Origin of the sequence: Hydrogenophaga sp. (assembly GCF_036675665.1) — a bacterium.
Classification (GTDB): domain Bacteria; phylum Pseudomonadota; class Gammaproteobacteria; order Burkholderiales; family Burkholderiaceae_C; genus Hydrogenophaga.
This window is the reverse complement of record NZ_JAKFEO010000020.1, coordinates 39790-64979: the sequence shown is the minus strand read 5'-3', so window position 1 is coordinate 64979 and position 25190 is coordinate 39790. Positions and strand designations below refer to the sequence as shown.

The following is a 25190-nucleotide window of genomic DNA, read 5'->3' as shown; positions in this document are numbered from 1 at the left end:
ATGTACGAACTCGGCGTCGTTTACCGCAACATCCAGCGCGCCGACCGCGCTGCCGCCGACGGCCTGGCCGCGCTGGGCTCGGCCACGGTGCACGAGGCCATGGGCCGCGTGGGTCTGCTCAAACCCTACATGCGCCCGATCTACCCGGGTTGCCAGGTGAGTGGCACGGCGGTGACCGTGCTGCTGCAGCCCGGCGACAACTGGATGATGCATGTGGCCGCCGAGCAGATACAGCCGGGCGACATCGTGGTGGCGACCGTCACCGCCGAGTGCACCGACGGTTTCTTTGGCGATCTGCTGGCCACGTCGTTCCAGGCCCGTGGGGCGCGGGCGCTCATCATCGACGGCGGTGTGCGCGACGTGAAGGAGCTGCAGCGCATGGGCTTTCCGGTCTGGAGCAAGGCCATCAGCAGCAAGGGAACGATCAAGGCCACGCTCGGTTCGGTGAACATTCCGATCGTGTGTGCCGGCATGCTGGTGACGCCGGGTGACGTGATCGTGGCCGACGACGACGGCGTGGTCTGCGTGCCCGCGGCGCGCGCTGTGACCACGCTGGAAGCTGCGCAGCACCGCGAGAGCTTCGAGGGTGAGAAGCGCGCCAAGCTGGCCAGCGGGGTGCTGGGGCTGGACATGTACAAGATGCGTGAGCCTTTGGAGAAGGCTGGCTTGCGGTACATCGACTGATTTTTCTCCGGTTGGGCCCGCCGCCTCACACTCCTCGCCGCCTCGTTGGTGGTCGATCCGTTTTTGAAAGCTGTTCATGAGCAAACCTGTTTCGGGTGACTTCACCAAGACCGCTGGCTGGCTCGACTGGTATGCCGGTCCTTCCAAGCCGCGCTTCCAGTTGCCTGCCGGCGCGGTGGACGCGCACTGCCACGTGTTCGGCCCCGGCGCCGAATTTCCCTACGCCCCGGAGCGCAAGTACACGCCGTGCGACGCGAGCAAGGCGCAGCTGTTCGCGTTGCGCGACCACCTGGGCTTCGCGCGCAACGTGGTGGTGCAAGCCACCTGCCACGGCGCCGACAACCGCGCGCTGGTCGACGCGCTGGTGCACAGCGACGGCAAGGCGCGTGGTGTGGCCACTGTCAAACGCAGCGTGAGCGACGATGAACTGCAGGCCCTGCACAAAGCCGGCGTGCGCGGCGTGCGCTTCAACTTCGTCAAGCGCCTGGTGGACTTCACACCCAAGGACGAGCTGATGGAGATCGCCGCGCGCATCCAGAAACTGGGCTGGCACGTGGTGATCTATTTCGAGGCGGTGGACCTGCCCGAGCTGTGGGACTTCTTCACCGCGCTGCCCACCACCGTGGTGGTGGACCACATGGGCCGCCCGGATGTGAGCAAACCGGTGGACGGTCCCGAGTTCGAGCTGTTCCTGAAATTCATGCGCCAGCACCCCAATGTGTGGAGCAAGGTGAGCTGCCCCGAGCGCCTGAGCGTCACCGGCCCCAGGGCCTTGAACGGCGAGCAGGCCGCCTACCAGGACGTGGTGCCGTTCGCGCGCCGTGTCGTGGACGAGTTCCCCGACCGCGTGCTCTGGGGCACCGACTGGCCACACCCCAACCTGAAGGACCACATGCCCGACGACGGCCTGCTGGTGGACTTCATTCCGCTGATCGCGCCCACGGTCGAGGCTCAGAAGAAGCTGCTCGTGGACAACCCCATGCGCCTTTACTGGCCGGAGGAAAACTGACATGGCTTTGGACAAACCCTACCTGGACGTGCCCGGCACGACCATCTTCGACGCCGAGCAGAGCCGCAAAGGCTACTGGCTCAACCAGTTCTGCATGAGCCTCATGAAAGCCGAGAACCGCGAGCGCTTCAAGAAGGACGAGCGCGCCTACCTCGACGAGTGGGCCATGACGGAAGAGCAGAAGCAGGCCGTGCTCGCGCGCGATCTGAACTGGTGCATTCGCCTCGGCGGCAACATCTATTTCCTCGCCAAGATCGGCGCCACCGACGGCAAGAGCTTCCAGCAGATGGCGGGCTCCATGACCGGCATGACCGAAGAGGAGTACCGCAACATGATGATTGCCGGGGGGCGTTCGGCCGAAGGCAACCGAGTGATCGGCGAAGGCGGCGATGCACAGACCCACCGCCAACCGCAAGGCTCCGCTGGCAAAGGAAAACCATGAACCCCCACGCTCATCACTTCGTGTATTCGCTGCCCCCCGAGGGGGCTCTGTCCGCCCTTGGGGCGGCCCGGCGGGAGGACAACTGACCATGGCACGCATCACCGCATCCGTTTACACCTCCCACGTGCCCGCCATCGGCGCGGCGCTCGACCTGGGCAAGACGCAGGAGCCTTACTGGCAACCGGTTTTCCAGGGCTACGAGTTCGGTCAGCAATGGCTGAAGGACAACAAGCCCGACGTGATCTTTCTGGTCTACAACGACCACGCCACCGCGTTCAGCCTGGACATGATTCCCACCTTTGCCATCGGCACCGCCGCCGAGTACCAACCGGCCGACGAAGGTTGGGGCCCCCGCCCGGTGCCCAAGGTCATCGGCCACCCGGAGCTGTCGGCGCACATCGCGCAGTCGGTGATCCAGCAGGACTTCGACCTCACCATCGTCAACAAGATGGACGTGGACCACGGCCTGACCGTGCCGCTGTCCTTGATGTGCGGCCAGCAGGACCCGGTCAAGGGAGCCTGGCCGTGCCCGGTGATCCCGTTCGCGGTCAACGTGGTGCAGTACCCCGTGCCCAGCGGCCGGCGTTGCTACAACCTCGGCAAGGCGATTGCCAAGGCGGTGGCGAGCTACGACGAAGATCTCAATGTGCAGATCTGGGGCACGGGCGGCATGAGCCACCAGTTGCAGGGGCCGCGCGCGGGCCTGATCAACAAGGAGTTCGACAACGCCTTTCTCGACAAGCTGATCAACGACCCCGATGCCGCTGCCGACATCTCGCACATCGACTACGTGCGCGAGGCCGGCAGCGAGGGCATCGAACTCGTGATGTGGCTGATCGCCCGTGGCGCCATGGCCGATGCGGCTGGCGGCGCCAAGCCGAAAGCGGTGCGCCGCTTCTACCATGTGCCCGCGTCGAACACGGCCGTGGGCCACCTGATCCTGGAGAACACCTGACATGAGCAAAACCATCAAAGTCGCCCTCGCCGGTGCCGGTGCCTTCGGCATCAAGCACCTGGACGGCATCAAGAACATCGACGGCGTGGAAGTGGTCTCGCTCATCAGCCGCGACCTCGACAAGACGAAAGAAGTGGCGGCCAAATACGGCATAGCCCACGTCACCACCGAGTTGTCCGAATCGCTCGCGCTCAAGGAGCTGGACGCCGTCATCCTCTGCACGCCCACGCAGATGCACGCCGAGCAGACCATCGCCTGCCTGAAGGCCGGCAAGCATGTTCAGGTGGAAATTCCCCTGGCCGACAGCCTCCAGGGCGCGCAGGACGTGATCGCGCTGCAGAAGCAGACCGGGCTGGTGGCCATGTGCGGCCACACGCGCCGCTTCAACCCCAGCCACCAGTACGTGCACAACGAGATCACGGCCGGCAGGTTCAACATCCAGCAGATGGATGTGCAGACCTATTTCTTCCGCCGCACCAACACCAACGCGCTGGGCCAGGCGCGCAGCTGGACCGACCACCTGCTGTGGCACCACGCCGCGCACACGGTCGATCTGTTTGCCTACCAGTGCGGCAGCCCGATCGTGCAGGCCTATGCCATCCAGGGACCGATCCACCCCACGCTGGGCATCGCCATGGACATGAGCATCCAGCTCAAGGCGGCCAACGGCGCGATATGCACGCTCAGCCTGAGCTTCAACAACGACGGCCCGCTGGGCACCTTCTTCCGCTACATCGGCGACACCGCGACCTACCTCGCGCGCTACGACGACCTGTTCAACGGCAAGGAAGAGAAGATCGACGTGTCGAAGGTGGCCGTGAGCATGAACGGCATCGAGCTGCAGGACCGCGAGTTCTTCGCCGCCATCCAGGAAGGCCGCGAGCCCAATTCGAGCGTGGCCAAGGTGTTCGCCTGCTACGAGGTGCTGCACAAGCTGGAACAGCAGCTGAACGCGAACGGCTGAACGCCATGCAGCAACGACAACTCGGCCCCTTCCAGGTCAGCGCCATCGGCCTGGGCTGCATGAACATCTGCCATGCTTACGGCGCGCCAGTGTCGAAGGAGCAGGCCGAGCGCGTGCTGCTCACCGCGCTCGACCAGGGCGTGACGCACTTCGACACCGCGGCGCTGTACGGTTTCGGTGCGAGCGAAACGCATGTGGGCAATGTGCTTTCAAAGCATCGCAACAAGTTCACGCTGGCCAGCAAGGGCGGGATGGCCGGTGTGCAGTTCGACGATGGCGTGAAGCGCGTGATCGACGGCCGGCCCGAGACCATCCGCAAGAACTGCGAAGACAGCCTGCGTCGCCTCAAGACCGACGTGATCGACCTCTACTACCTGCACCGCTGGGACAAGCAGGTGCCGGTGGAAGACAGCGTGGGGGCGATGAGCGACCTGGTGCGCGCGGGCAAGGTGCGTGCGCTGGGCCTGTCCGAGGTGTCGGCCGCCACGATCCGCAAGGCGCAGGCGGTGCACCCCATCGCCGCCGTGCAGACCGAGTATTCGCTGTGGACGCGCAACCCCGAGATCGCGGTGCTGGCCACCTGCCGCGAATTCGGCATCAGCTTCGTGGCCTTCAGCCCGGTGGGGCGCGGTTTCCTGTGTGGCGATGACCTGGACGTGAACGCTTTCGACGCCAAGGACATCCGTCGCACCATGCCGCGCTTCACGCCCGAGCATTTCGCGGCCAACCTCAAACTGCTGCCACCTTACCGCGCCATCGCGAGCGAGGTGGGATGCACGCCGGCGCAGCTCGCTCTGGCCTGGCTGCTGCACCAGGGGCAGGACATCCTGCCGATTCCCGGCACCTCGCGCGAGGACCATCTGCGCGACAACCTGGGGGCCTGCGACGTGCAGCTGGACGCGGCTGTCCTCGCGAGGCTCGACGTGCTGATCAACCAGCAGACCGTGAGCGGCAACCGCTACAACGAGCAGTCGAACCGCGAGGTCGATACCGAAGCGTATTGAGCTTCAGGCACCGCCGCGAAAGAGAGAGAAGCCCCAGGCCGTGAACTTGAACGGCAGGTGGTAGTGCTGCGACACGTCGGCGATGTGAAAGCGATAGGGCACCATGTCCAGGAAGACAGGATCGGGCGCCATCGTCCCCTGGTCGCGGTAGAAGTCGCCGACCGCGAAGCACACCTCGTAGCCACCGGCGCTGATGGCATCGCTCATCAGCGCCGGGTGTTGCAACACGCCGTTGGTGCCCACACGCCCCTCGGCGAGCACCGGGCCATGCGGCAGGCCGTCGGGTCCGAGACGCGTCACGGTCACCCGCAGGCCGACAGCGACGCGGCCGCTGGCCACGTCCACGCAGTGAATGGAGAGTCCGCCGCTCATGGCGCTCAGTTCAGGCGCGCGCCAGACGCCTTGACGGCGGGCGCCCACTCGTTCACCTGGTCGGTGACGAATCGGGTGAACTGCGCGGATGTCATCGGTTCGGACTCGACGCCCAGATCGCTCAGTCTTTTGGCCACGTCGGGCCGCGACACCACCTCGGCCACGGCCTTGTTGACCTTGTCGATCACATCCGCTGGCGTGCCGGCGGGCGCGGAGATGCCGAGGAAGTTCTCTGCCACCAACCTGGGGTAGCCCGCTTCCACCACCGTGGGCACGGTGGGCGACATGGGTGCGCGTGTGCGCGACGTGACGGCGATGCCGATCAGCTTGCCTTCCTTCATGAAGGGCACGTTCTGCGTGAGCGTGTCCACCGCGAACTGCAGCGTACCGCCGAGCAGGTCGTTGTGCATGGGCGAAGAGCCCTTGTAGGGCACGTGTTCCATGTTCAGCTTGTATTGCTGCTTGAACATCTCGCCCACGATGTGGCCGATGGAGCCCACCCCGCCCGAGCCGTAGTTCACCGGTTTGGCCTGCGCATTGATCCACTTCACCAGGTCGGGCATGGTCTTGGCCGGCACCGACGGATGGACCACAAACACATTGGGTACCGAGCCGATGTAGGCGATGTGGGTGAAACCTTTGACCGGGTCATAGGGCGGCTTGTCCATCATGAACGGCGAGATGCTCATGGGCGCGGTGTTGGACAGCAGCAGGGTGTAGCCATCGGGCACGGCGCGCGCCACCTCGTTGGCGCCGATGGTGCTGCCCGCACCCGGCTTGTTCTCCACAACCACGATCTGGCCGAGCTTCTCCTGCAGGCCGGGCTGCAGCAGGCGCGCCACGATGTCCGATGAGCCACCGGGCGAGAAGGTGACGATGACCCGGATCGGCTTTTGTTGCGGCCAGGCCTGCGCATGGACCAGGGGCGTGGCCAGCACCAGCAGGGCGCTGGTGGCCAGAAAAAGGCGGCGTGGGGTGTTCATGAGAGGTTTCCTGCAAGGGTGGTGGCGGACGAGGGGGAGGGGAGATCGGGTGTCACGGCCTGCGACAGTCGCCCGCGCATGACTTCGCAGACCTGTTGCAGCGCGTGGTGGCGTTCGGTGCGGTCGTCGTTTGTCAGGCGCATTTCACCGGCCTGCAGAACCGAGGCCAGCGAGTCGTGCAAGCGCAGAGCGACGATGAAGGGAAAGCCGAAGCGCTCGCGGTAACGCCGGTTGAGCGTCTCGATGCGTTGCACCGTGGTGGCATCCAGCGCCAGCAGGCCCAGGCGACCCTGCTCGCTTTGCGAATCGGCGGTCATGGTGCCGGCCCGCGCTTCCTGCCCGGCCAGCTCGGGGTGGCTGCGCAGCAAGGCCAGTTGGCGGGCTTCTCCGGCACCGTGGATCACCCGTGCCATCGCTTCATGCAGCGCCTGCCAGTGGGCGAAGGGGCGCGCGGCCCACGCCTGCCGGGCCACCCAGGGCGAATGTTCGACGACCGGACCCAGCCGCGCGCAGAAGGCGGCTTCATCCAGGGACGCCAGCGCGGTCCAGGCCAGGGGTGCGGGTTTCGGGGTGCTCATCGGGGCGCAGTTTGCGGGGGCATTGCATTGCTGTCCATCGCATAATTGGTCACGTTGCATTCGAATTGTCAGAACACATGAGTTCGTTGAACCAGCTCCTGCATCCGAAAGCCTTGCGCTACCTCGCGGCGATCGCCCAGTGGGGTTCGGTGCAGGCGGCCGCGCGCGAGGTGTCCATTTCCGCCTCCGCGATCGACCGCCACATCCTGCTGCTGGAGGAAGACCTCGGGTTGCCGCTGTTCGAGCGCCTGCCGCGCGGCATGCGCCTGACCGCAGCCGGTGAGCTGCTGCTGGCGCTCTCGCAGCGCTGGAAGGCCGACCTCAACCGCACGCTGTCCGACGTCAAGCACCTGCAGGGCGTGAGCCAGGGCCAGCTGCGCCTGGCCGCGATGGACAGCCACACCAATGGCTTTCTGCCCGAGTTCGTGCTCGCGGTGGCGCAGGAGCACCCCGGCATCGTGCTGGAGGTCGACATCGTCAGCACCGACGATGCGGTGCAGCGCCTGCGCGCGGGCGACGTTGACCTGGCGGTGGCCTTCAACCTCAAGCCCAGCCGCGAGCTGCACATCGTGGCCAGCGCCGAGCTGCCGCTGGGTTGCGTGGTGGCGCCGGGCCACCCGCTGGCTTCGCAGACCCAGGTGACTTTCAAGGACGTGGCGGCCTGGCCGCTGGCCGCACAGAGCCGGGTGCTGGCGATCCGCCGTTACCTCGAGCGGCGCCACAACTGGCTGCTGGAAGAGGCCCGGCCGCCCCTGGTGACGAACTCGCTGCAGCTCGTCAAGAGCCTGGTGCGCAGCGGCAGTCACGTGGCGTTGACTTCCGAGCTCGATGCCGGTCCCGAGATCCTCGCGGGCACCCTGTGCTTCGTGCCACTCAAGGACAAGAGCGCTCAACCGCAGACCGTGGGCGTGGCCGTCAGCGCGAGCCGCTCGCTGCCGCACATCGCGCGCATGGTGGCCGAGCGCCTGGGCGCGCACGTGAACGACTACCTCACCCGGGTGCGCGCGGCGGGCGTGGTGGGCGCCGATACAAAACGAAAAAAACCGAAACTGCGTTGAGACCCCCGGTTGCCCGGTCGCCGGCACCATCACGGTCATGTTCAACAGTCCCGAAAGGACACCGTCATGAAACCCTGGATCAAACGCTCGCTCATGGCCTTCACCGGCATTTCCATCGCCATCGGTGGCCTGGCCGCCTGCGGCACGCGGGGCCACCATGAACGCGGCCCCATGAGCGCCGAGAAGATCGCAGAAGTGCGCGGCAAAGTGGTCGAGCGCGTGACAGCCAAGCTCGACCTGAACGCCGAGCAGCAGCAGAAACTCAACGTGCTCGCCGACAAGGTCCAGGCCCAGCGCACCGCGCTGATCGGACAGACGCCCCATCCGCGCGCCGAATTCAGCGCCCTGGTGGCGGGCGAGAAGTTCGACCGGGCTCGTGCGCTGAGCCTGCTCGACGAGAAAACCCGCGTGGTGCAGGTGAGCAGCCCCGAGGTGATCAACGCCCTGGCCGACTTCTACGACAGTCTCAACCCGACGCAGCAGGCCGAGGTGCGCGAGCGCATGCAGAAGCGCAGGGGCTGGTTCTCGCGCGGTTGAACCGGTGAGCGCCATGTCGCCCGTGTTGCAAACGATCGCCCAACGGCTGCGCGACCACGGTCCGGCGCTGCTGGCCGGCGTGGATGACCCGCACGACGAGCTGCTGGCCCTGATCTGGGGTCCGCGTTTCGACCGCGAGCACGCGCTCGGCCTGTGGGCCAGCCTGTCGCGCCGCCAGCCCCACGAAGCGGTGCTCACGCTGCCGGCCCTCCTCTCGGTGGCGGACCGCTTCGACGGGCTGGACAACGGTGCGCAGCAACGTCTGCGCCGCCTCATCGTGCGTCACCGCGCGCTGAGCGCAATGTGACAATGACGCATGCACCGCGTATTGTTGATTGACGACGACGAACAGCTCGGCCCACCGCTGGCCACCTACTTCCAGCGGTTCGAGCTTGAACTCACCCATGCGCTCAAGCCCAGCGAAGGTCTGGCGCGTTTGCGCAGCGGCGTGTTCGATGCGGCCATCCTCGACGTGATGCTGCCCGAGATGGACGGCTTCGAGCTCTGTCGGACCATCCGCAAGGAAAGCGACATCCCCATCGTGATGCTCACCGCGCGCGGCGACGTGATGGACCGTGTGGTCGGCCTCGAGCTTGGCGCCGACGCCTACCTGCCCAAACCCTTCGAGCCGCGCGAACTGGTGGCGCACATCCAGACCATGTTGCGGCGTCGAAACGGTCACAACGGGCCGGCCAGCGGCGTTCCGGCGCCGGAGGTGCTGGCCTTCGAGGGCCTCACCATCGACCCGGCGCGCCGCAGCGTCACGCGTGAGGGTGAGGTGGTGGAACTCACCGGCACCGAGTTCGAGCTGCTGCACCTGCTGGCACGCGAGAGCGGGCGTGTGTTCACCCGCGACGACATCCTGAACCAGTTGCGTGGCCACGAAGCCGATCTCTACACCCGCGCGGTGGACATCGTGGTGAGCCGCCTGCGCAAGAAGCTCGAACCGCTGGACTGCATCAAGACCCTGCGCAACGCTGGCTACTCGCTGGCGCTGCGCAAGCTGGCGCCATGAAAGCCCCCGCAGTGTCCGCACAGCGTCAGCCTTGGTTCCGCCGCGCGCTCGGTGCCCTGCGTTGTTCCCTCAAGCTGCGCTTGATGATGGTGTTCCTGCTGCTCGCGCTGGGCGTCGCATTTGCCTTCATCGGCGGGGCGCAGAAAGCGTTCTCGGTGGGCTGGCGCGATGCGGCGCGACCATTGCTCATGGACTACGTGGATCGCCTGGCCGCTGACATCGCCCCCGCTGGCACGGCACCCAGCACCGAGCGCGCCCAGGCGATCACTCAGCGCCTGCCAATCACCATCGACATTGCCGGCCCGCTGGTGAACTGGCGTTCCCATCCGGAGCAGCCCCGGATGGACTGGCAGCGGAATGGACCACCTGGGGCCAAAGGCCGGGATCCTGAAGACTGGGGCGACGACAAGGACTGGCAACAGCTGCTGCAACGAACCACGGCCGATGGCCACCGCCTCGGATTCGGCTTGAACGAAGCGGCGTTCGAGCGCCGTCCGCGCCTGTTCGGCTTCACGCTCACCGTGTTGCTGCTGCTCACGCTGCTGGCATTTTTGTACGTGCGTCGCCTGCTGCGCCCGCTGGACGACATCCGCCAGGGCGCATTGCGTTTTGGCGCTGGTGAGTTTGGACAGCCGATCCCGGTGCGCCACCCCAAAGTACCGGACGAACTGGGTGAACTCGCTGCAACGATCAACACCATGGGTCATGACATCCACCAGATGCTGGAGGCCCAGCGCTCGTTGTTGCTGGCCATCAGCCACGAACTGCGAAGCCCGCTCACCCGCGCCCGGCTCAACACCGAACTGTTGCCCGACACGGCAGACGTCACGCCGCAGCGCGATGCCCTGCTGCGCGACCTGGCGGAAATGGCCCAGCTCATCAGTGATTTGCTGGAAAGCGAACGCCTGGCCGGTCGCCATCAGGCCCTGCACCGGGAGCCCACCGACGTGGCCGTGCTCGCTCGCGAGGTGATTGACGAACTCGCCAGCTCCCAGCCCGCGGCCATCCACATCCACGTGCACGCCGCGCAGCACCTGCCCACCCTGCCGCTGGACCGCATCCGCATCCGGTTGCTGCTGCGCAACCTGCTCGACAACGCACTGCGCCACAGCGCTGGCGCCCCGCTGCCGCCCGAGCTGCACATCCGCCGCATCGGCGAAACAGGGCAGGGCATCGAGCTGGAAGTGCGCGACCATGGCCCCGGCGTGCCGGACGATCAGTTGCCGCATCTGGCGCAAGCTTTTTTTCGACCCGATACCGCCCGCACCCGCAACGCTGGCGGTGTGGGCCTGGGTCTCTATCTGTGCCGCTTGGTGGCGCAGGCACACGGGGGCACATTTGCGGTGCGCAATGCTAGGCCGGGGCTGTCTGTCACGGTGACGTTGCCGCAGGCGTGATCGCAGCGCCCGAACGACAGACAAAAAAGAAGGGAGCCACTCGGGCTCCCTTTCATGTGTATCGGCTCAAGCCAGTGGAATTCAGATCGCCTGGTTCTTCTGACGGCGGCGAGCAGCCATCAAACCGAAAGCACCCATGGCCATGAGCGCGAGCGAGCCTGGCTCGGGTACATCGCCACCGGGAGGGGCGCACAGGGCGCCGCAGTAGGTGCCGGCGAGCGACAGGACTTTGAATGCATCGGTGCTGCTGCCGGTGCTGGATCCGTACGCGCTCACCAGCCAGTAGCTCGAAAAAACGGGAGTGGCAACAGCTTGCGTGTTTCCGGTTTTCGTGCCGACGTTGAAATAGTCACCGATCAACACCCAGCCGGCAACAGAAGAGGCATAGCTCGTTGGCGTGGCGGAAGCGCCAGTCCACGCATAGATGGACACGTCGGAATCGTTGTAGTGACTGGTGCTGTTGTCAGAGCCGTTCCATCCCAGCGTGAGGCCGGTCATGGACACCGCCTCCGTGAACTTGAAGATCAGTGCGTCCAGACCGCCGTAGTTGTCCAGGGCATGTGGGCCATTCGAATTGGATTCGTTTTGGTTTTGAACGCCCAGGCCGCCGCTCCATGCCTTCACGGTGGCGTCCGTGACGCTGCCGCCGATCACCGAGCTGCCGCGCACGTCCACGCCACTGCTGCCGCAGGTGCCGAAACTGCCGGCTGCGGCAACCGTGCTGCCCTCACCACATCCGCCGTAGGACGCCGTCCAGTTCGTCGCGGCGTGCGCAGACGCTCCAGCAGTCAGCAGGCAAGCTGCAGCCAAGGCACGGAACAGGGCGGAAGAGGCAATTTGTTGTTTCATGTCAAAGACCTTTGTCAAACCCAAGGAGTACTTTGGCTACGTTCAAGCATTAATCGGGCCAGACAAACAAGTACAAGAACAATCAAACAGTTACATCGTCTTGCAAGATGTTTGCCCGTGCAACTGTAAAAAAATCCGACATCAGTTCAGGGTCTTCAGCAGCTGCTCCGCTTCCTTGGAGCCTTCGAACGGTCGCCCGGTTTTCATCGCCTCGCGCAATTCTTCCTGTGCCTCGCCTTGACGACCGGTCTGCGCCAGCACCTTGGCGAGGTGGTAACGGATCTCCGGGTTGGCTGGCTCCCTCAAGCGGGCGTCGCGCAGCAAGCTCAATGCCTTGTCCTGCTGGCCGAAATGGTGATGCGCCCAGCCCAGCGTGTCGATCACCAGGGCGTTGGCGGGCGCCAGGCCATGGGCCTTTTCGGCGGTTTGCAAAGCGCTTTTGTCGCCCAGCTTCAGCTGGACGTTGGCCAGGTTGTTGAGTGCGGACACGTCCTGTGGCTGCTGCAACAGCAGTGCCTGGTAGTTTTTCCCCGCATCGCCATACCGGCCAGCCCGCGCATGCAGGTTGGCCAAGGCGTTCAGAACGACCGTGTCTTTGGGCGCCTGACGAAGTCGCTGGGCGGCGGCTTCTTGCGCGCCCTTGTCGTTGCCCTGCGCTTCCAGCACCTGCATGAGCCGCAGGGTGGTGCCGCTCGAAGGCTCCACGGCATGTGCCTTGCGAAACGCCTCCAATGCAGGCCCTGGGCGGGTCTGGGCCAGGGCGAGATCGCCCATCAACGTGTGGCCCACGGCACGGCGTGGGTACTTTTGCACGATGGTGCGCGCGCGCTGTTCGGCCTTGGCTACGTCGCCTCGCTGGAACTCCACCCGCGCCATGAGCACTTGGGCGGGCAGCGATTGGGGCTCACCTGTGAGTGCCTTGTCCAGGCTGTAGTACGCGCCATCGAGGTTCTGCGCCGCGAGTTGTTGGGTCGCGATCTCCACTTGCAGATCGGCGTCAAAGTCGGCCAGTCGGGTGGCTCTGCTGAGGGTGCCTCGCGCGCCTTGTGCGTCACCCATGGCCAACTGTGCGCGGCTGTAGAACAGCAGGCCCGTGATGTTGTCGGACGATTTTCCTTGCGCAATCTTGGCTTCAGCCAACGCCTGCTCCGGCCGGCCGGCGCGCAGGTGGAGGTCCACCAGAGCCAGGTTCCAGCGAAGCTCGCGCGGACCCGAGTTGTCCCTGGCCTTCTCCAGCCAGGTCTGCGCTTCGGCGGCTTTGCCGCGCAGATCGACCACGCGGGCCATGGCGGCCAGGGCATCGGTGTTGCGCGGTTGGGTCTTGAGCAGGTTGGTGATTCGCTGTTCTGCCGCATCGAGTGCGCGGGCGTCCAGGTCGAGCCGCACCAGATTGAGCTGGGCCTGGATCAAGTCGGGCGACAGCTGGGCGGCTTTCTCGAACGAGGCGCGCGCGGCCATCGCGTCGCCATTCTGAGCCTGAGCCTGTCCGAGCAGGTTGTACAAGCCGGCGTTGGTGGGTTGCTGCTTCACCAGGGTCTGAATCAACGCCAGTCCCCTGGCCTGCTGGCCCTCACGCAGGTAGAGCTGCGACAACACGATGGCGGCGGCCAGCTGTTTGGGGTCCTTCTTGTAGGCGGCCTCCAGCTCGGTCAGAGCGTCGGCGGTCTGACCCGAACCCAACAAGCCCATGCCGAGCGTGGTGCGGTACTCGGGCAGGTCCTGCGACTTGAGCGTTTGCTGCATGAGGGTGGCCGCCCGTGCGTGTTTGCCCTGTGCGATGTACACCGAGCCCAGCAGGTTGCTGGCCAGACCGTCGCCTAGCTGGTTCTTCAGGTAGTTCTCCAGCAGATTGGCCGCTTCGGTCACGCTGCCCGTGCTCAGGTAAATGCGCGCCAGCAGTCGGGTGACGGGGCTGTTGGGCTGGGTACGCAGGTACGCCTCGAGGTACTGCCGCGCCTTTTCGGGTTCGTTGAGCCCGTGGTGGGACAGGCCATTGAGCATGAGCAACTGCGAGCGGTACCGCATGAAGGACATGGGGACCGGATCGAGCAGCGAGGTCACTTCTCGCAACGCTGCCTGCGCCTCCGGCAACCGACCCTGTCGTTCGGCCAGCAAGGCCTTGAAGTAGGAGCCGCGGGGATCCTTGGGTGCCACGCGCTGCAGGGCGCCGGCATCCCGCGCCGCTTCTTCCAACCGGTTGGCATCCAGTTGGAGGCCGATCTGTGCAATCAGCGCTTCGACGTGGTTGGCATCCAGCTGCAGTGCCCGGGTGTAGGAGGCTGTCGCACCGGTCAGGTCGCCCTGCACATGCAGGATCGAACCTTTCTGGTAGTGGGCCTCGGCCATGTTGGGCGCGATGCCCAGCGCGTGATCCACGGCCTGCAGGGCTTCGGTGAACTTCTTGCTGCGGATGCGGATGGGCACTTCGGCCAGCCAGACGTCGGGCGACCGGCTGTCGAGCCTTCGTGCCTCATCGATGGATTTCAGGGCGGGTGCGATTTGTCCCAGGTCGGCCTGAGCGCCTGCGCGCAGCACATGCATCTGGAGTTGAACTCCGTTGGGCAGGCCAGCCGGTTGCAAGGCGGGGTGGGCGAGCATGTCCAGCTGCTTGCCCTGGGCAACCATGGACCGGCCCAGCCGCTCCACCACCTCGGCCCGGTTGACGCCCAGCTTCAGAGCCTCGTTGAACGCAACTTCGGCCGCCACCACATCGCCGTTTTCCAGCAGGGCTTTGCCCAGCAGCAGTTGCACCGGCAGGTTGTTCGGGTTGTCCTTCAGCGCGTTCTTGAGCTGGATGATGGAGCCGGGGTAGTCCTTTTTCTCGAAACGTTGCAGCGCGTCTTCGTAGAAGCGTGATGCCGCGGTGTTGCCCTGGGCAGATGCCAGGCCACTGGTGGCAGACAGCACAGCGGCGAGCACCAGCGAATGGAGGCCGCGGGAGTGGGCGAATGAGCGCGGAGTCTGTTGTTTCATGTAGGTATTTTCACTGAAAGTCATGAATCAGTGGCTCGCGTCGGGCGCCTCCAGTGGGAACTGGATCACGATGCAGGCTGGCATCCGTTGTTGTCGGCGGGTGTTGGCCGTTGTGACGCACCCAGCAAGAAGGGGAGCCATTGGCTCCCCTTCTTGCGGTTTGTCCGACGCGTCTTACATCGTGTCGATGAAGCTGCGCAGCTTGTCCGAGCGGCTCGGGTGCTTGAGCTTGCGCACCGCCTTGCTTTCGATCTGGCGGATGCGTTCGCGGGTCACGTCGAACTGCTTGCCGACTTCTTCCAGCGTGTGGTCGGTGGACATCTCGATGCCGAAGCGCATGCGCAGCACCTTGGCTTCGCGCGGCGTGAGGCTGTCGAGGATCTCCTTGACCACTTCGCGCAGGCCGGCCTGCATGGCAGCCTCGATGGGCGCGGTGTTGGCCTGGTCTTCGATGAAGTCGCCCAGGTGCGAATCGTCGTCGTCGCCGATCGGGGTTTCCATGGAGATCGGCTCTTTCGCGATCTTCATGATCTTGCGGATCTTCTCTTCGGGCATCTCCATCTTCTCGGCCAGGATGGACGCATCGGGCTCAAAACCAAACTCTTGCAAGTGCTGGCGGCTGATGCGGTTCATCTTGTTGATGGTCTCGATCATGTGCACCGGGATGCGGATGGTGCGCGCCTGGTCGGCGATCGAGCGGGTGATGGCCTGGCGGATCCACCACGTGGCGTAGGTCGAGAACTTGTAGCCACGGCGGTATTCGAACTTGTCCACCGCCTTCATCAGGCCGATGTTGCCTTCCTGGATCAGGTCCAGGAACTGCAGGCCGCGGTTGGTGTACTTCTTCGCGATGGAGATCACCAGGCGCAGGTTGGCCTCGATCATTTCCTTCTTCGCGTCGCGCGAGGTGGACTCGCCCGAGTTCATGCGCTTGTGGATGTCCTTGAGATGGGCCAGCGGCACGACAACGCTGCTCTGGATGTTCATCAGGCCAGTCTGCAGTTCCTGCACCGGTGGAATGTTGCGCTCCATCACCACGCTCCAGGGCTTGCCGGCGGCGGCCTGCTTCTCCACCCACTTCAGGTTGAGCAGGTTGGCCGGGAAGTCGGCGATGAACTTCTCCTGCGGCATGCCGCACTTGTCCACGATGATGCGGCGCAGTTCGCGTTCCTTCTTGCGCACGTCGTCCACCTGGTTGCGCATGGTGCTGCACAGCTTCTCGATGGCCTTGGCGGTGAAACGGATCGACATCAGCGTCTCGGTGATGGACTTCTGCGTCTTCAGGTAGGTCGGCGTGCCGTAGCCTTCCTTGTCATAGGTCTTGTGCAGCTTTTCAAACAGCGTGCGCATGGTGTCGAAGCGGGTCAGGGCTTCGCGCTTGAGTTCTTCGAGCTTGCGGGTCAGCGCCTTGGAGCCGCCCTTGCCATCGTCGTCGTCGGCTTCGTCGTAGTCATCGAAGTCTTCTTCGGCCACGTAATCATCGGCCTCGTCGGCGTCGGCGAAGCCGTCGACCACGGTGGAGATGACGACCTTGCCGCTGCGGATGTCTTCGGCCATCACCAGGATCTCGGCGATGGTGGCCGGGCTCTCGCTGATGGCGGCCATCATGTCGTTCAAGCCGCCTTCGATGCGCTTGGCGATCTCGATTTCGCCCTCACGCGTGAGCAGCTCGACCGTGCCCATTTCACGCATGTACATGCGCACCGGGTCGGTGGTGCGGCCGAATTCGCTGTCCACGGTGGACAGGGCGGCTTCGGCTTCTTCCTCGGCTTCTTCTTCGGTCGCGGCGGTCGGACCTGTGTTGTTCAGCAGCAGGGTCTCGGCGTCGGGCGTCTGTTCGTAGACGGCCACACCCATGTCGTTGAGCAGCGAAACCACCACCTCCAGCGTCTCGGCCTCGACCAGCTTGTCGGGCAGGTGGTCGTTGATTTCGCCGTGCGTGAGGTAGCCGCGCGTCTTGCCCAGCTTGATCAGGGTCTTGAGGCGTTCGCGGCGGTTGCGCGCTTCTTCTTCGGACAGGACGGTTTCGTCCAGGCCGAATTCCTTCATCAGCGCGCGCTCTTTCGCCTTGCTGATCTTCATGCGCAGCGGCTTGACCTTCTCGGTCGTGGTCGACGTGGTGTCGACCGCTTCGACCTCGACTTCACCGGTCAGGTCGTCTTCGATATCGCTCAGGTCGGCGTCGTCGATGTCGCCACCGGACGACTTGCCTTTGGCATCGGCCTTGGGCTTGCGGCCGCGTTTGGCGGCGGGCTTGTCGTCGCCTGCAGCGGCCTTGGCCGGGCGGCCAGCCTTCTTTTTCGCAGGCGCCTCGTCCAGCAGCTCGGTGTCGAGTGCCTTGGCAACGGTCTTTTTGGCAGGAGCGGCCTTGGCGGCGGCTTTGGCGGGGGTCTTGTCGGTCACAGCAGGAGCTTTCTTCGGGGGCAAAGCCGGGGCGGTGGCGCGGGTGACGGCCTTTTGGGCGGGTTTTGTACTGGACGAGACGGGCGTGCTGGATTTCTTCGCGGGCATGAGGACCTCAGAAAAATGTCGAACTGGAACCGGCAGAACACACAAAAAACGCCTGAAGGCCGCGCAACGCGGTCCACCCCGGTGATTTTGTTGGGCACAACGCCCACCTTTCACCGGAAAGGGTGGGCCTGCAAGCTGTTGGGGCGAACATTTGGTGTGCAGTCCTTGCGGGGTTCCGTCAGGCCCGGGTCGGGTCGCTGAGGTGGCCAGGAGAAGTGTCCATGTAGCCCTTGTCGAAGGGCCGGGCCGGTGCCGGAGGTGCTGCTGTCGCGCTTGCGGTGCAAAGCCATGGATTATACCGCGCTGCCCGTATTCCTGCGGGCTCAGGCGCTGGTTTTCAGGGCTGCCAGTTGCGCGCTCACGCGCTTGTAGTCGTCCAGGGCGCCTGGGTCGCCCTCGGCCACTCGGTCCGCCAGCTGGCGCGCCTGTGCTTCCAGACCATCCCGGCGCAGGCGGTTCATCACGTCGGCCAGTTCCGAGAGTTCGGAGGCCGGATCGTCGCTGGGCGGGACCTGTTCCACCTGTGTGCAGCCAAACACCTCGTGCTCGTGCCCCCGCAGGGCTTCACGCAGGGCGGCCCAGGGCTGCGGGCCGTGCTCGTGCAGTTGTGCTTCCAGCCAGGCAAAGAGTGCCCCGTGGGGCGCGGGCAGGTGGGCCAGCAGGCTGTGGTCGTCCGCCGAGAGGCCGTCCCACGCCTGGGCATTGGCCAGCAGCAGGCCCACGGCGCGGTCGGCGCGGCTGCCACCTGCGCGGCGCGTGCCCAACATGCGGGGAGGGGGAGGAGGGCCCTTGCGCCACTTGCTGTAGCCCTTCTTGCCGTAGGTGCTGCCGCTGTCGCTGCGGTAGCCGCTGCTTCCACTGGATTCGTAGGCGCTGGCCGACGATTCGTAGGAGGCGCCGCCGTCGTAGCCCGCGTCGTGCGACGACTGGGTCGGCGCTTGCCCCGCTGAGCGCGGCGCGCGCGGGCCGCCAGCGCTCTGTTGCCAGAGCTGCAGCAGGTCCGCGCTGCCGATGCCGATGCCGGTGGACAGCTCGCCGATCAGTTGGCGCTTCAGGGCGCCGTCGGGCAGGGCACTCCAGAGCGGGCGGGCCTGGCTGGCCATGCGGGCGCGACCTTCGGCCGTGGAGAGGTCGCAGTCGGCGCCGGCGGCTTCGATCAGGAAGCGTGAGAGCGGCACGGCTTCTTTCACGCACTGGGCGAACGCGGCTTCGCCGTTGGCCCGGATGAAGCTGTCGGGATCGTGTTCGGCGGGCAGGAAGAGGAACTTCACGCTGCGCGTGTCGGTGGCCAGGGGCAGGGCGGCGTCGAGCGCCTTGCGCGCCGCGCGCCGGCCGGCGCCGTCGCCGTCGAAGCTGAACACCACCGAGTCGGTGAAACGGAACAGTTTCTGCACGTGATCGGGCGTGCAGGCTGTGCCCAAGGTGGCCACGGCGTTGGCAAAACCGAGCTGGGCCAGGGCCACCACGTCCATGTAGCCCTCGGTGACGAGCGCGTAGCCGGCGACGCGGATGGCGGTTCGGCCTTCGAACAAACCGTAGAGTTCGCGGCCCTTGCTGAACACGGGCGTTTCGGGTGAGTTCAGGTACTTGGGCTCACCCTTGTCGAGCACGCGCCCGCCAAAGCCGATGCACTCGCCCTTGACGTTGCGGATCGGGAACATGATGCGATCGCGAAAACGGTCGTACCGTTTCGATTGGCCGTCGGCGCCTTTCTCATCCTCGTGCTCGATCACCATGCCGGACTCGACCAGGAGCGGGTCCTGATAGTCCGCAAAGACGCTGGCCAGTGCCCGCCAACCTTCGGGCGCGTAGCCCAGGCCGAAGGTTTTGGCGATCTGGCCGGACAGTCCACGGCCTTTGAGGTAGTCCACCGCGCGCGGCGCGGCCTTGAGGTGTTTGGCGTAGGCCTGCGCGGCTTTTTCCAGCACGTCGGTCAGCGTGACCTGTTTCTGGCGCTGCTGGGCCGCGCGTTCGCGGTCCTGCGGCGAAGCGTCGTCTTCGGGGATCTGCATGCCGGTTTGCTGGGCCAGGTCTTTCACCGCCTCGATGAAGCTCATGCCGGCGTGCTCCATCAGGAAGCCGATGGCGTTGCCGTTGGCCCCACAACCGAAGCAGTGATAGAACTGTTTGGTGGGGCTGACGCTGAACGACGGCGATTTTTCGCCGTGGAACGGGCACAGGCCCATCAGGTTGGCGCCGCCCTTCTTGAGCTGCACGTAGCGACCCACCACGTCGACCACGTCCACGCGGTTGAGCAGTTCCTGGATGAAGGTCTGGGGGATGGCCACGAGGGGTATTCTCTCGCAAGGCCCCAGAACACAAGGAGACAACCGCCATGACCAGCATCTTCGACCAGGACCTCCCGCGCACCGAGGCCAACTTCGCGCCTTTTTCTCCGCTCTCGTTCATCGAGCGCACGGCCGAGGTGTATCCCGAGCGGCTGGCGGTGGTGCATGGTGAACTGCGCCAGACCTGGGGCGAGACCTACACCCGCTGCCGCCGCCTGGCCAGCGCCTTGCAGCGCGCCGGCATCGGCAAGAACGACACCGTGGCCGTGATGCTGCCCAACACGCCACCGATGGTGGAGGCGCACTTCGGTGTGCCCATGGCGGGTGCGGTGCTCAACGCGCTCAACACGCGGCTGGACCCGGAGGCGATTGCCTTCATGCTCGACCACGGTGAAGCCAAGGTGGTGATCGTGGATCCGGAGTTCTCGCTCACGCTGAAGAAGGCGCTTGTGCTGCGCCAGGCGACCACGCCCTTGCTGGTGATCGACGTGGAGGACATGCTCTTCAACGGTGCAGCAGAGCGCATCGGCGGCAGCACCTACGAAGCCTTTTTGGCGAGTGGCGACCCGGCGTTTGCCTGGAGTCTGCCGGCCGACGAGTGGGATGCCATCGCGCTCAACTACACCAGCGGCACCACCGGCAACCCCAAGGGCGTGGTTTATCACCACCGGGGTGCGGCGATGAATGCGGTGTCCAACGTGATGGAGTGGGACATGCCCAAGCACGCGGTGTATCTGTGGACATTGCCCATGTTTCACTGCAACGGCTGGTGCTTTCCGTGGACGGTGGCCGCGCGCGCAGGCGTCAACGTGTGCCTGCGCCGCGTGGAAGCACAGGCGATCTTTGATGCCATGCGCAAGCACGGGGTGACGCACTACTGCGGCGCACCCATCGTGCACGGCATGCTGGTCAATTCGCCTGCCGCCATGAAGGTGGGTCTGCCGGTGGGCGTGAAGGCCATGGTGGCGGGCGCGGCGCCCCCGGCCTCGATGATCGAGGGCATGGAGCAAATGGGCTTCGACCTCACCCATGTGTACGGTCTGACCGAGGTTTACGGCCCGGCCACGGTGTGTGCGAAGCACGAGGCGTGGGATGCGCTGGAGATCGGCGAGCGTGCTCGGCTCAATGCCCGCCAGGGTGTGCGCTACCACCTGCAACGCGACGTGCGCGTGCTTGATCCCGAGACGATGCAGCCCGTGCCGAACGATGGCGAGACCATGGGCGAGATCATGTTCAAGGGCAACATCGCGATGAAGGGTTACCTGAAGAACCCGAAGGCGACCGCGGAGGCATTCCGGGGTGGCTGGTTCCACAGCGGCGATCTGGCGGTGCAGTACGCCGATGGCTACTTCAAGATCAAGGACCGCAGCAAGGACATCATCATCTCGGGCGGCGAAAACATCTCGTCCATCGAGGTGGAGGACGTGCTCTACCGCCACCCTGCGGTGCTGGCCGCCGCGGTGGTGGCCAAGGCCGACGCCAAGTGGGGCGAGACACCGTGCGCCTTCGTCGAGCTCAAGGCCGGTGCCGACACCACGGCCGAGGCCATCGTGGCGCACTGCAAGCAACACCTGGCCGGCTTCAAGGTGCCGCGCGCGGTCGTGTTCGGAGAGCTGCCCAAGACCAGCACGGGCAAGATCCAGAAATTCGAACTGCGCAAACGTGCGGGCTCGGCCGCCGCCATCGACGTTTAGTCTCCGGCGACGATGCCCTCGCGCCGAGGGTCGGCGCCGCCCAGCCACACACTGCCGCTGCGAACGAGGGCTTGCGCACCGCTGGTGAGTTCGCCTTGCTGCACGGCGTGACCGCGTTGCTGCAAGGCCTCCACTGTCGCCAGGGGGAAGCGAGCTTGCTCCAGCATCAGCGGCCCCCCAAGCGTGCCGAAGTTGGGCAGGTTCACCGCTGCCTGCGGCGACAGTCCCCACTGCAGCACGCCGTGCAACACCTTGGCCGTGTAGTGAATGATGAAAGCACCGCCCGGGCTGCCGGTGCTCATGAGCAGCTCGCCCGAGGCTTTGTCGAACACCAGCGTGGGTGACATCGAGGAGCGCGGCCGCTTGCCGGGTTCGACCCGGTTCGCCACGGGTTGGCCCTGGGCATCGCGCGGTGTGAAGCTGAAATCGGTGAGTTCGTTGTTGAGCAGGAAGCCCCCCGGCCGTGTTGGGTCGGTGGTGACCATGAGGCGCGCGCCGAAGGCGGATTCGATGGTCGTGGTCATGGCCAGCGCGTTGCCGAACCCGTCCACGATGCTGACGTGGCTGGTGCCGTGCTCGGGCTGGTCGGTCATGGGCGCCCAGCCGCTGCGCGCCCCGCCGGGTTCGCCAGCCGCAGCTGCGGGCATGCGCGCGGCGCTGATCAGGCGCGCACGGTCGTCGAGGTAGCGAGCATCCAGCAAGCTCGTCCATCGGCCTGCGGGCGGCGCCACGAAATCCGGGTCGGCCAGGTACCGGGCGCGGTCGGCAAACGCCAGGCGCGACGCTTCGTTGTAGCTGTGCAGCCAGTCCACCGAGGGCAAGCCGTTGATCAACGGCGCAGAAGCCTGGGGCGTGCGTGCGAGCAGGCCCAGGATCTGGCCGACTGCAATGGCACCGGAGCTCGGCGGTGGGAATCCGCAGATGCGCAGCGCACGCAAGGCGGTTGCGTGGTCGTGGCAGAGCGCCTCGCGCTCGCGAGGCTGGTAGCGCTGGAGGTCGTCCATGCTCAGGGTGCCGGGCAGGGTGGGATGTTGGCGCACCTTGCTCACGATGGCGCGCGCGATCGGACCTTCGTGCAACGCGATGGGACCCATGGTCGCGATGTTGCGCAGCACCTGTGCCAGCTCGGGGTTGCGCAGCACATGGCCCACCGGGTGGGGCTGGCCGTCGGTGCGGTAGAAATACGTCGCGGCCACCGGGTCGGTTTTCAGGGCCGAATCGGCCGCCAGCAGGGTGTGCAGGCGCGGGCTGATCGGAAAGCCTTGTTCGGCCAGTAGGATGGCTGGATCGAACAACCGTGCCCATGGCAGCTTGCCGTGTTGCCGGTGGGCCAGGGCCAGCATCATCACCGCGCCCGGCACGCCAACCGAACGCCCGCTGGCCACGGCCGTGGCGAAGCTCAGCGGATCACCTTGCGCGTTCAGGAAGAGTTTTTCGTCCACCGCAGCGGGCGCGGTCTCGCGGCCGTCGAAGGCCTGCAGCCGGCGTCCGTCGTGGTGCAGCAGAAAGGCGCCGCCGCCGATACCACTGGATTGCGGCTCCACCAGCGTGAGCACCATCTGCACCGCAATCGCCGCATCCACCGCGCTGCCGCCGACGCGCAGGATCTGCGCCCCTGCTTCGGTGGCCAACGGATTGGCCGCGGCCACGGCCTGTCGCTGGAAGGTCCAGCCCGGTTTGGCCGTGAAGCCAGAGGCAGATTCGGACTGTGCCGGTGGTGCGGCTGCGCCGGTCAACCGGATTGCGCCCACCGATCCGGCACAGGCTGCCAGTGTCGCGCTGATCCACAACGGCAGCACAAAACGGATCAGCGGGTGTGTGCGATCTGTCATGGAAGGACTCTGCTTGAAGACGTGGGACGATTTGTGTCGCCGGGCAAGCCGATTCCAGAATCGGTCACGCCGCACGACGTCCCCTTGAACCGGCGCTCCATCATCGCCGCTTTTGTTGCACCTGTGACTTGTTTTCGCAAGCCAGCGCAGGCTCAGCGCGGCGCCAGGCGGATGGCGCCATCGAGACGGATCACCTCGCCGTTGAGCATGTCGTTCTCGATGATGTGCTTGGCCAGCTTGGCGTAGTCGGCCGGGGTGCCGAGGCGGCTGGGGAAGGGCACGCTGGCGGCCAGCGCATCCTGCACCTCCTGCGGCATGCCGAACAACATGGGCGTGCCGAAGATGCCGGGGGCGATGGTCATGTTGCGGATGCCATTGCGCGAGAGGTCGCGCGCGATCGGCAGCGTCATGCCGACGATGCCGCCCTTGCTGGCCGCATAGGCCGCCTGGCCGATTTGCCCATCGTACGCTGCCACGCTGGCGGTGCTGATCATCACGCCGCGCTCACCCGTGGCTTCGGGTTCGTTCCTGCACATGGCGTCGGCCGCCAGGCGGATCATGTTGAAGCTGCCCACCAGGTTGACCATGATGGTCTTGGTGTAGACACCCAGGTTGTGCGGGCCGTTCTTGCCCACGGTTTTCTCAGCTGGGGCAATACCCGCGCAGTTCACCAGGCCCATGAGCTTGCCCATCGACAAGGCCTGAGCCACCACGGCCTGGCCATCGGCCTCGCTGCTCACGTCGCACTTCACGAAGGCGCCACCGATCTCCTTGGCCACGGCCTCGCCTTTTTCAGCCTGCATGTCGGCAATGACGACCTTGCCGCCGTTGGCCGCCAGCATGCGCGCCGTGCCCTCGCCCAGGCCCGATGCGCCACCAGTGACGATGAAAACCTTGCCTTGAATGTCCATGCTGTGCTCCTGTGTTGTTGAAGGGGTGTTTGACGTTGACGTAAACGTCAATCAGGTGGGGATTATGCGACAGGCTGTTGTCACGACATTGTCATCGGCCACATCTAGTCTGGACATCATTTGCCACGAATGGAGTCCCCATGTTCGACAGCCAGGACGAGCTGCTGCGCCGCATCCACACCGACTTGATGGACGGCTACGACGAAGAGCTGGAAATGGAGATGGAGGACCGGGTTGACGAACCGCAGGATGCCGAAGCCCTGATGCAGCACAAAGCCGCCCGGCAACAGTACTTTCGTGAGCTGTTCCGCCTGCAGGCCGAGCTGGTGAAGTTGCAGGACTGGGTGGTGGCCACCGGTCACAAGGTGGTGATCGTGTTCGAGGGACGCGATGCGGCGGGCAAGGGCGGCGTGATCAAACGCATCACCCAGCGCCTGAATCCGCGCGTGTGCCGTGTGGCCGCGCTGCCCGCGCCCAACGACCGCGAGCGCACGCAGTGGTATTTCCAGCGTTACGCGGCGCACCTGCCGGCCGCCGGCGAGATGGTGCTGTTCGACCGCAGCTGGTACAACCGCGCTGGCGTCGAGCGTGTCATGGGCTTTTGCAGCGACGAGCAGTACGAGGAGTTCTTCCGCTCGGTGCCCGAGTTCGAGAAGATGCTGGTGCGTTCGGGCATCCAGCTCATCAAGTACTGGTTTTCCATCTCCGACGAAGAGCAACACCTTCGATTCCTGGGGCGCATCCACGACCCGCTCAAGCAGTGGAAGCTCAGCCCGATGGATCTGGAAAGCCGCCGCCGCTGGGAGCTCTACACCAAGGCCAAAGAGGTGATGCTGGAGCGCACCCACATCCCGGAATCACCCTGGTGGGTGGTGCAGGCCGACGACAAGAAAAAGGCGCGCCTGAACTGCATTCACCACCTGCTGGAGCAGATGCCCTATGGCGAGGTGGAGCGCGCCACCATCACGCTGCCCGAGCGGGTGCGACACGAGGGCTACCGGCGCCATCAAGTCCCCGGCGAGATCTACGTGCCTCAGGTGTACTGAGGGCGCTCAAACAAAAGCCCGCAGCTGCGGGCTCTTGTTTTTCAGGGCATCACGGAACCGACTTTGTCGGGCCGCAGATGCCGCCCCC

At 65.4% G+C, this 25190-nt stretch carries 22 protein-coding genes; 13 read left to right on the top strand and 9 right to left on the bottom strand.

Features of this window, described 5'->3' with window-relative positions; translation table 11 throughout:
- The 6 genes from ligK (at position 1) to V6M63_RS09385 (ending at position 5058) form a co-directional block, all read left to right on the top strand.
- Positions 1-684 carry a 4-carboxy-4-hydroxy-2-oxoadipate aldolase/oxaloacetate decarboxylase gene (ligK, locus tag V6M63_RS09410; RefSeq protein ID WP_332741322.1) on the top strand — a complete coding sequence of 228 codons (684 nt, stop codon included), beginning with the start codon at positions 1-3 and terminating at the stop codon, positions 682-684.
- A 76-nt stretch (positions 685-760) separates the two neighbouring features.
- A complete protein-coding gene (locus tag V6M63_RS09405) occupies positions 761-1693 on the top strand; it encodes an amidohydrolase family protein (RefSeq protein ID WP_332741321.1) in 933 nt (310 codons plus the stop codon).
- 1 nt (position 1694) lies between these two features.
- Positions 1695-2135: a protocatechuate 4,5-dioxygenase subunit alpha gene (ligA, locus tag V6M63_RS09400; RefSeq protein WP_332741320.1), complete on the top strand. Its 441-nt coding sequence runs from the start codon at positions 1695-1697 to the stop codon at positions 2133-2135.
- An 88-nt stretch (positions 2136-2223) separates the two neighbouring features.
- Positions 2224-3090, top strand: a complete 867-nt coding sequence (locus tag V6M63_RS09395) for a class III extradiol dioxygenase subunit beta (protein ID WP_332741319.1) — start codon at positions 2224-2226, stop codon at positions 3088-3090.
- A gap of 1 nt (position 3091) precedes the next feature.
- Positions 3092-4054, top strand: a complete 963-nt coding sequence (locus V6M63_RS09390; RefSeq protein WP_332741318.1) for a Gfo/Idh/MocA family oxidoreductase — start codon at positions 3092-3094, stop codon at positions 4052-4054.
- Positions 4055-4059: 5 nt separating this feature from the next.
- The gene (locus V6M63_RS09385) at positions 4060-5058 is read left to right on the top strand and encodes an aldo/keto reductase (RefSeq protein ID WP_332741317.1); all 999 of its coding nucleotides are present in this window, start codon (positions 4060-4062) and stop codon (positions 5056-5058) included.
- A gap of 3 nt (positions 5059-5061) precedes the next feature.
- Here the strand turns inward: V6M63_RS09385 and V6M63_RS09380 are convergent, their stop codons facing one another.
- From V6M63_RS09380 to uraD, 3 genes are read right to left on the bottom strand one after another with little or no spacing between them, the layout of a single operon-like run.
- The gene (locus V6M63_RS09380) at positions 5062-5430 is read right to left on the bottom strand and encodes a hydroxyisourate hydrolase (protein ID WP_332741316.1); all 369 of its coding nucleotides are present in this window, start codon (positions 5428-5430) and stop codon (positions 5062-5064) included.
- A gap of 5 nt (positions 5431-5435) precedes the next feature.
- The gene (locus V6M63_RS09375) at positions 5436-6413 is read right to left on the bottom strand and encodes a Bug family tripartite tricarboxylate transporter substrate binding protein (RefSeq protein WP_332741315.1); all 978 of its coding nucleotides are present in this window, start codon (positions 6411-6413) and stop codon (positions 5436-5438) included.
- Positions 6410-6991 (bottom strand): 2-oxo-4-hydroxy-4-carboxy-5-ureidoimidazoline decarboxylase, encoded by a 582-nt coding sequence (gene uraD, locus V6M63_RS09370; RefSeq protein ID WP_332741314.1) that lies wholly within the window; start codon positions 6989-6991, stop codon positions 6410-6412. The genes V6M63_RS09375 and uraD overlap by 4 nt, the downstream gene beginning before the upstream one ends.
- Before the next feature lie 77 nt (positions 6992-7068).
- On the opposite strand from uraD, the gene V6M63_RS09365 reads away from it, so the two are divergent.
- The 5 genes from V6M63_RS09365 (at position 7069) to V6M63_RS09345 (ending at position 10998) form a co-directional block, all read left to right on the top strand.
- Positions 7069-8049, top strand: coding sequence for a LysR family transcriptional regulator (locus tag V6M63_RS09365; RefSeq protein WP_332741313.1), 981 nt, complete (start codon positions 7069-7071; stop codon positions 8047-8049).
- A gap of 66 nt (positions 8050-8115) precedes the next feature.
- On the top strand, positions 8116-8586 hold the full coding sequence (locus V6M63_RS09360) for a Spy/CpxP family protein refolding chaperone (protein ID WP_332741312.1): 471 nt from the start codon (positions 8116-8118) through the stop codon (positions 8584-8586).
- Positions 8587-8599: 13 nt separating this feature from the next.
- The gene (locus tag V6M63_RS09355) at positions 8600-8893 is read left to right on the top strand and encodes a hypothetical protein (RefSeq protein WP_332741311.1); all 294 of its coding nucleotides are present in this window, start codon (positions 8600-8602) and stop codon (positions 8891-8893) included.
- Between the two features lie 9 nt (positions 8894-8902).
- Positions 8903-9601, top strand: coding sequence for a response regulator transcription factor (locus V6M63_RS09350; RefSeq protein WP_332741310.1), 699 nt, complete (start codon positions 8903-8905; stop codon positions 9599-9601).
- Positions 9598-10998: a sensor histidine kinase gene (locus tag V6M63_RS09345; RefSeq protein ID WP_332741309.1), complete on the top strand. Its 1401-nt coding sequence runs from the start codon at positions 9598-9600 to the stop codon at positions 10996-10998. The genes V6M63_RS09350 and V6M63_RS09345 overlap by 4 nt, the downstream gene beginning before the upstream one ends.
- An 81-nt stretch (positions 10999-11079) precedes the next feature.
- Here the strand turns inward: V6M63_RS09345 and xdp1 are convergent, their stop codons facing one another.
- The 4 genes from xdp1 to dnaG form a co-directional block, all read right to left on the bottom strand.
- Positions 11080-11847, bottom strand: a complete 768-nt coding sequence (gene xdp1 / locus V6M63_RS09340; RefSeq protein ID WP_332741308.1) for an exosortase-dependent surface protein XDP1 — start codon at positions 11845-11847, stop codon at positions 11080-11082.
- A 141-nt stretch (positions 11848-11988) separates the two neighbouring features.
- A complete protein-coding gene (prsT, locus tag V6M63_RS09335) occupies positions 11989-14820 on the bottom strand; it encodes an XrtA/PEP-CTERM system TPR-repeat protein PrsT (protein WP_332741307.1) in 2832 nt (943 codons plus the stop codon).
- Positions 14821-14994: 174 nt separating this feature from the next.
- Positions 14995-17331, bottom strand: coding sequence for an RNA polymerase sigma factor RpoD (gene rpoD / locus V6M63_RS09330; protein ID WP_332741306.1), 2337 nt, complete (start codon positions 17329-17331; stop codon positions 14995-14997).
- 323 nt (positions 17332-17654) lie between these two features.
- Positions 17655-19619 carry a DNA primase gene (gene dnaG, locus V6M63_RS09325; protein WP_332741305.1) on the bottom strand — a complete coding sequence of 655 codons (1965 nt, stop codon included), beginning with the start codon at positions 19617-19619 and terminating at the stop codon, positions 17655-17657.
- Between the two features lie 47 nt (positions 19620-19666).
- Between dnaG and V6M63_RS09320 the strand changes: the two genes are divergently transcribed.
- Entirely contained in the window at positions 19667-21313 is a 1647-nt protein-coding gene (locus V6M63_RS09320; protein WP_332741304.1) for an acyl-CoA synthetase, read from the top strand.
- On the opposite strand, the gene V6M63_RS09315 is transcribed toward V6M63_RS09320, so the two are convergent.
- Together V6M63_RS09315 and V6M63_RS09310 are read right to left on the bottom strand one after the other, a co-directional pair.
- Positions 21310-23145 (bottom strand): gamma-glutamyltransferase family protein, encoded by a 1836-nt coding sequence (locus tag V6M63_RS09315; RefSeq protein ID WP_332741303.1) that lies wholly within the window; start codon positions 23143-23145, stop codon positions 21310-21312. The genes V6M63_RS09320 and V6M63_RS09315 overlap by 4 nt on opposite strands.
- Positions 23146-23297: 152 nt before the next feature.
- Positions 23298-24056 (bottom strand): 3-hydroxyacyl-CoA dehydrogenase, encoded by a 759-nt coding sequence (locus tag V6M63_RS09310; protein WP_332741302.1) that lies wholly within the window; start codon positions 24054-24056, stop codon positions 23298-23300.
- Between the two features lie 140 nt (positions 24057-24196).
- On the opposite strand from V6M63_RS09310, the gene ppk2 reads away from it, so the two are divergent.
- The gene (ppk2, locus tag V6M63_RS09305) at positions 24197-25102 is read left to right on the top strand and encodes a polyphosphate kinase 2 (RefSeq protein WP_332741301.1); all 906 of its coding nucleotides are present in this window, start codon (positions 24197-24199) and stop codon (positions 25100-25102) included.
- The last annotated feature ends 88 nt before the right edge of the window (positions 25103-25190 follow it).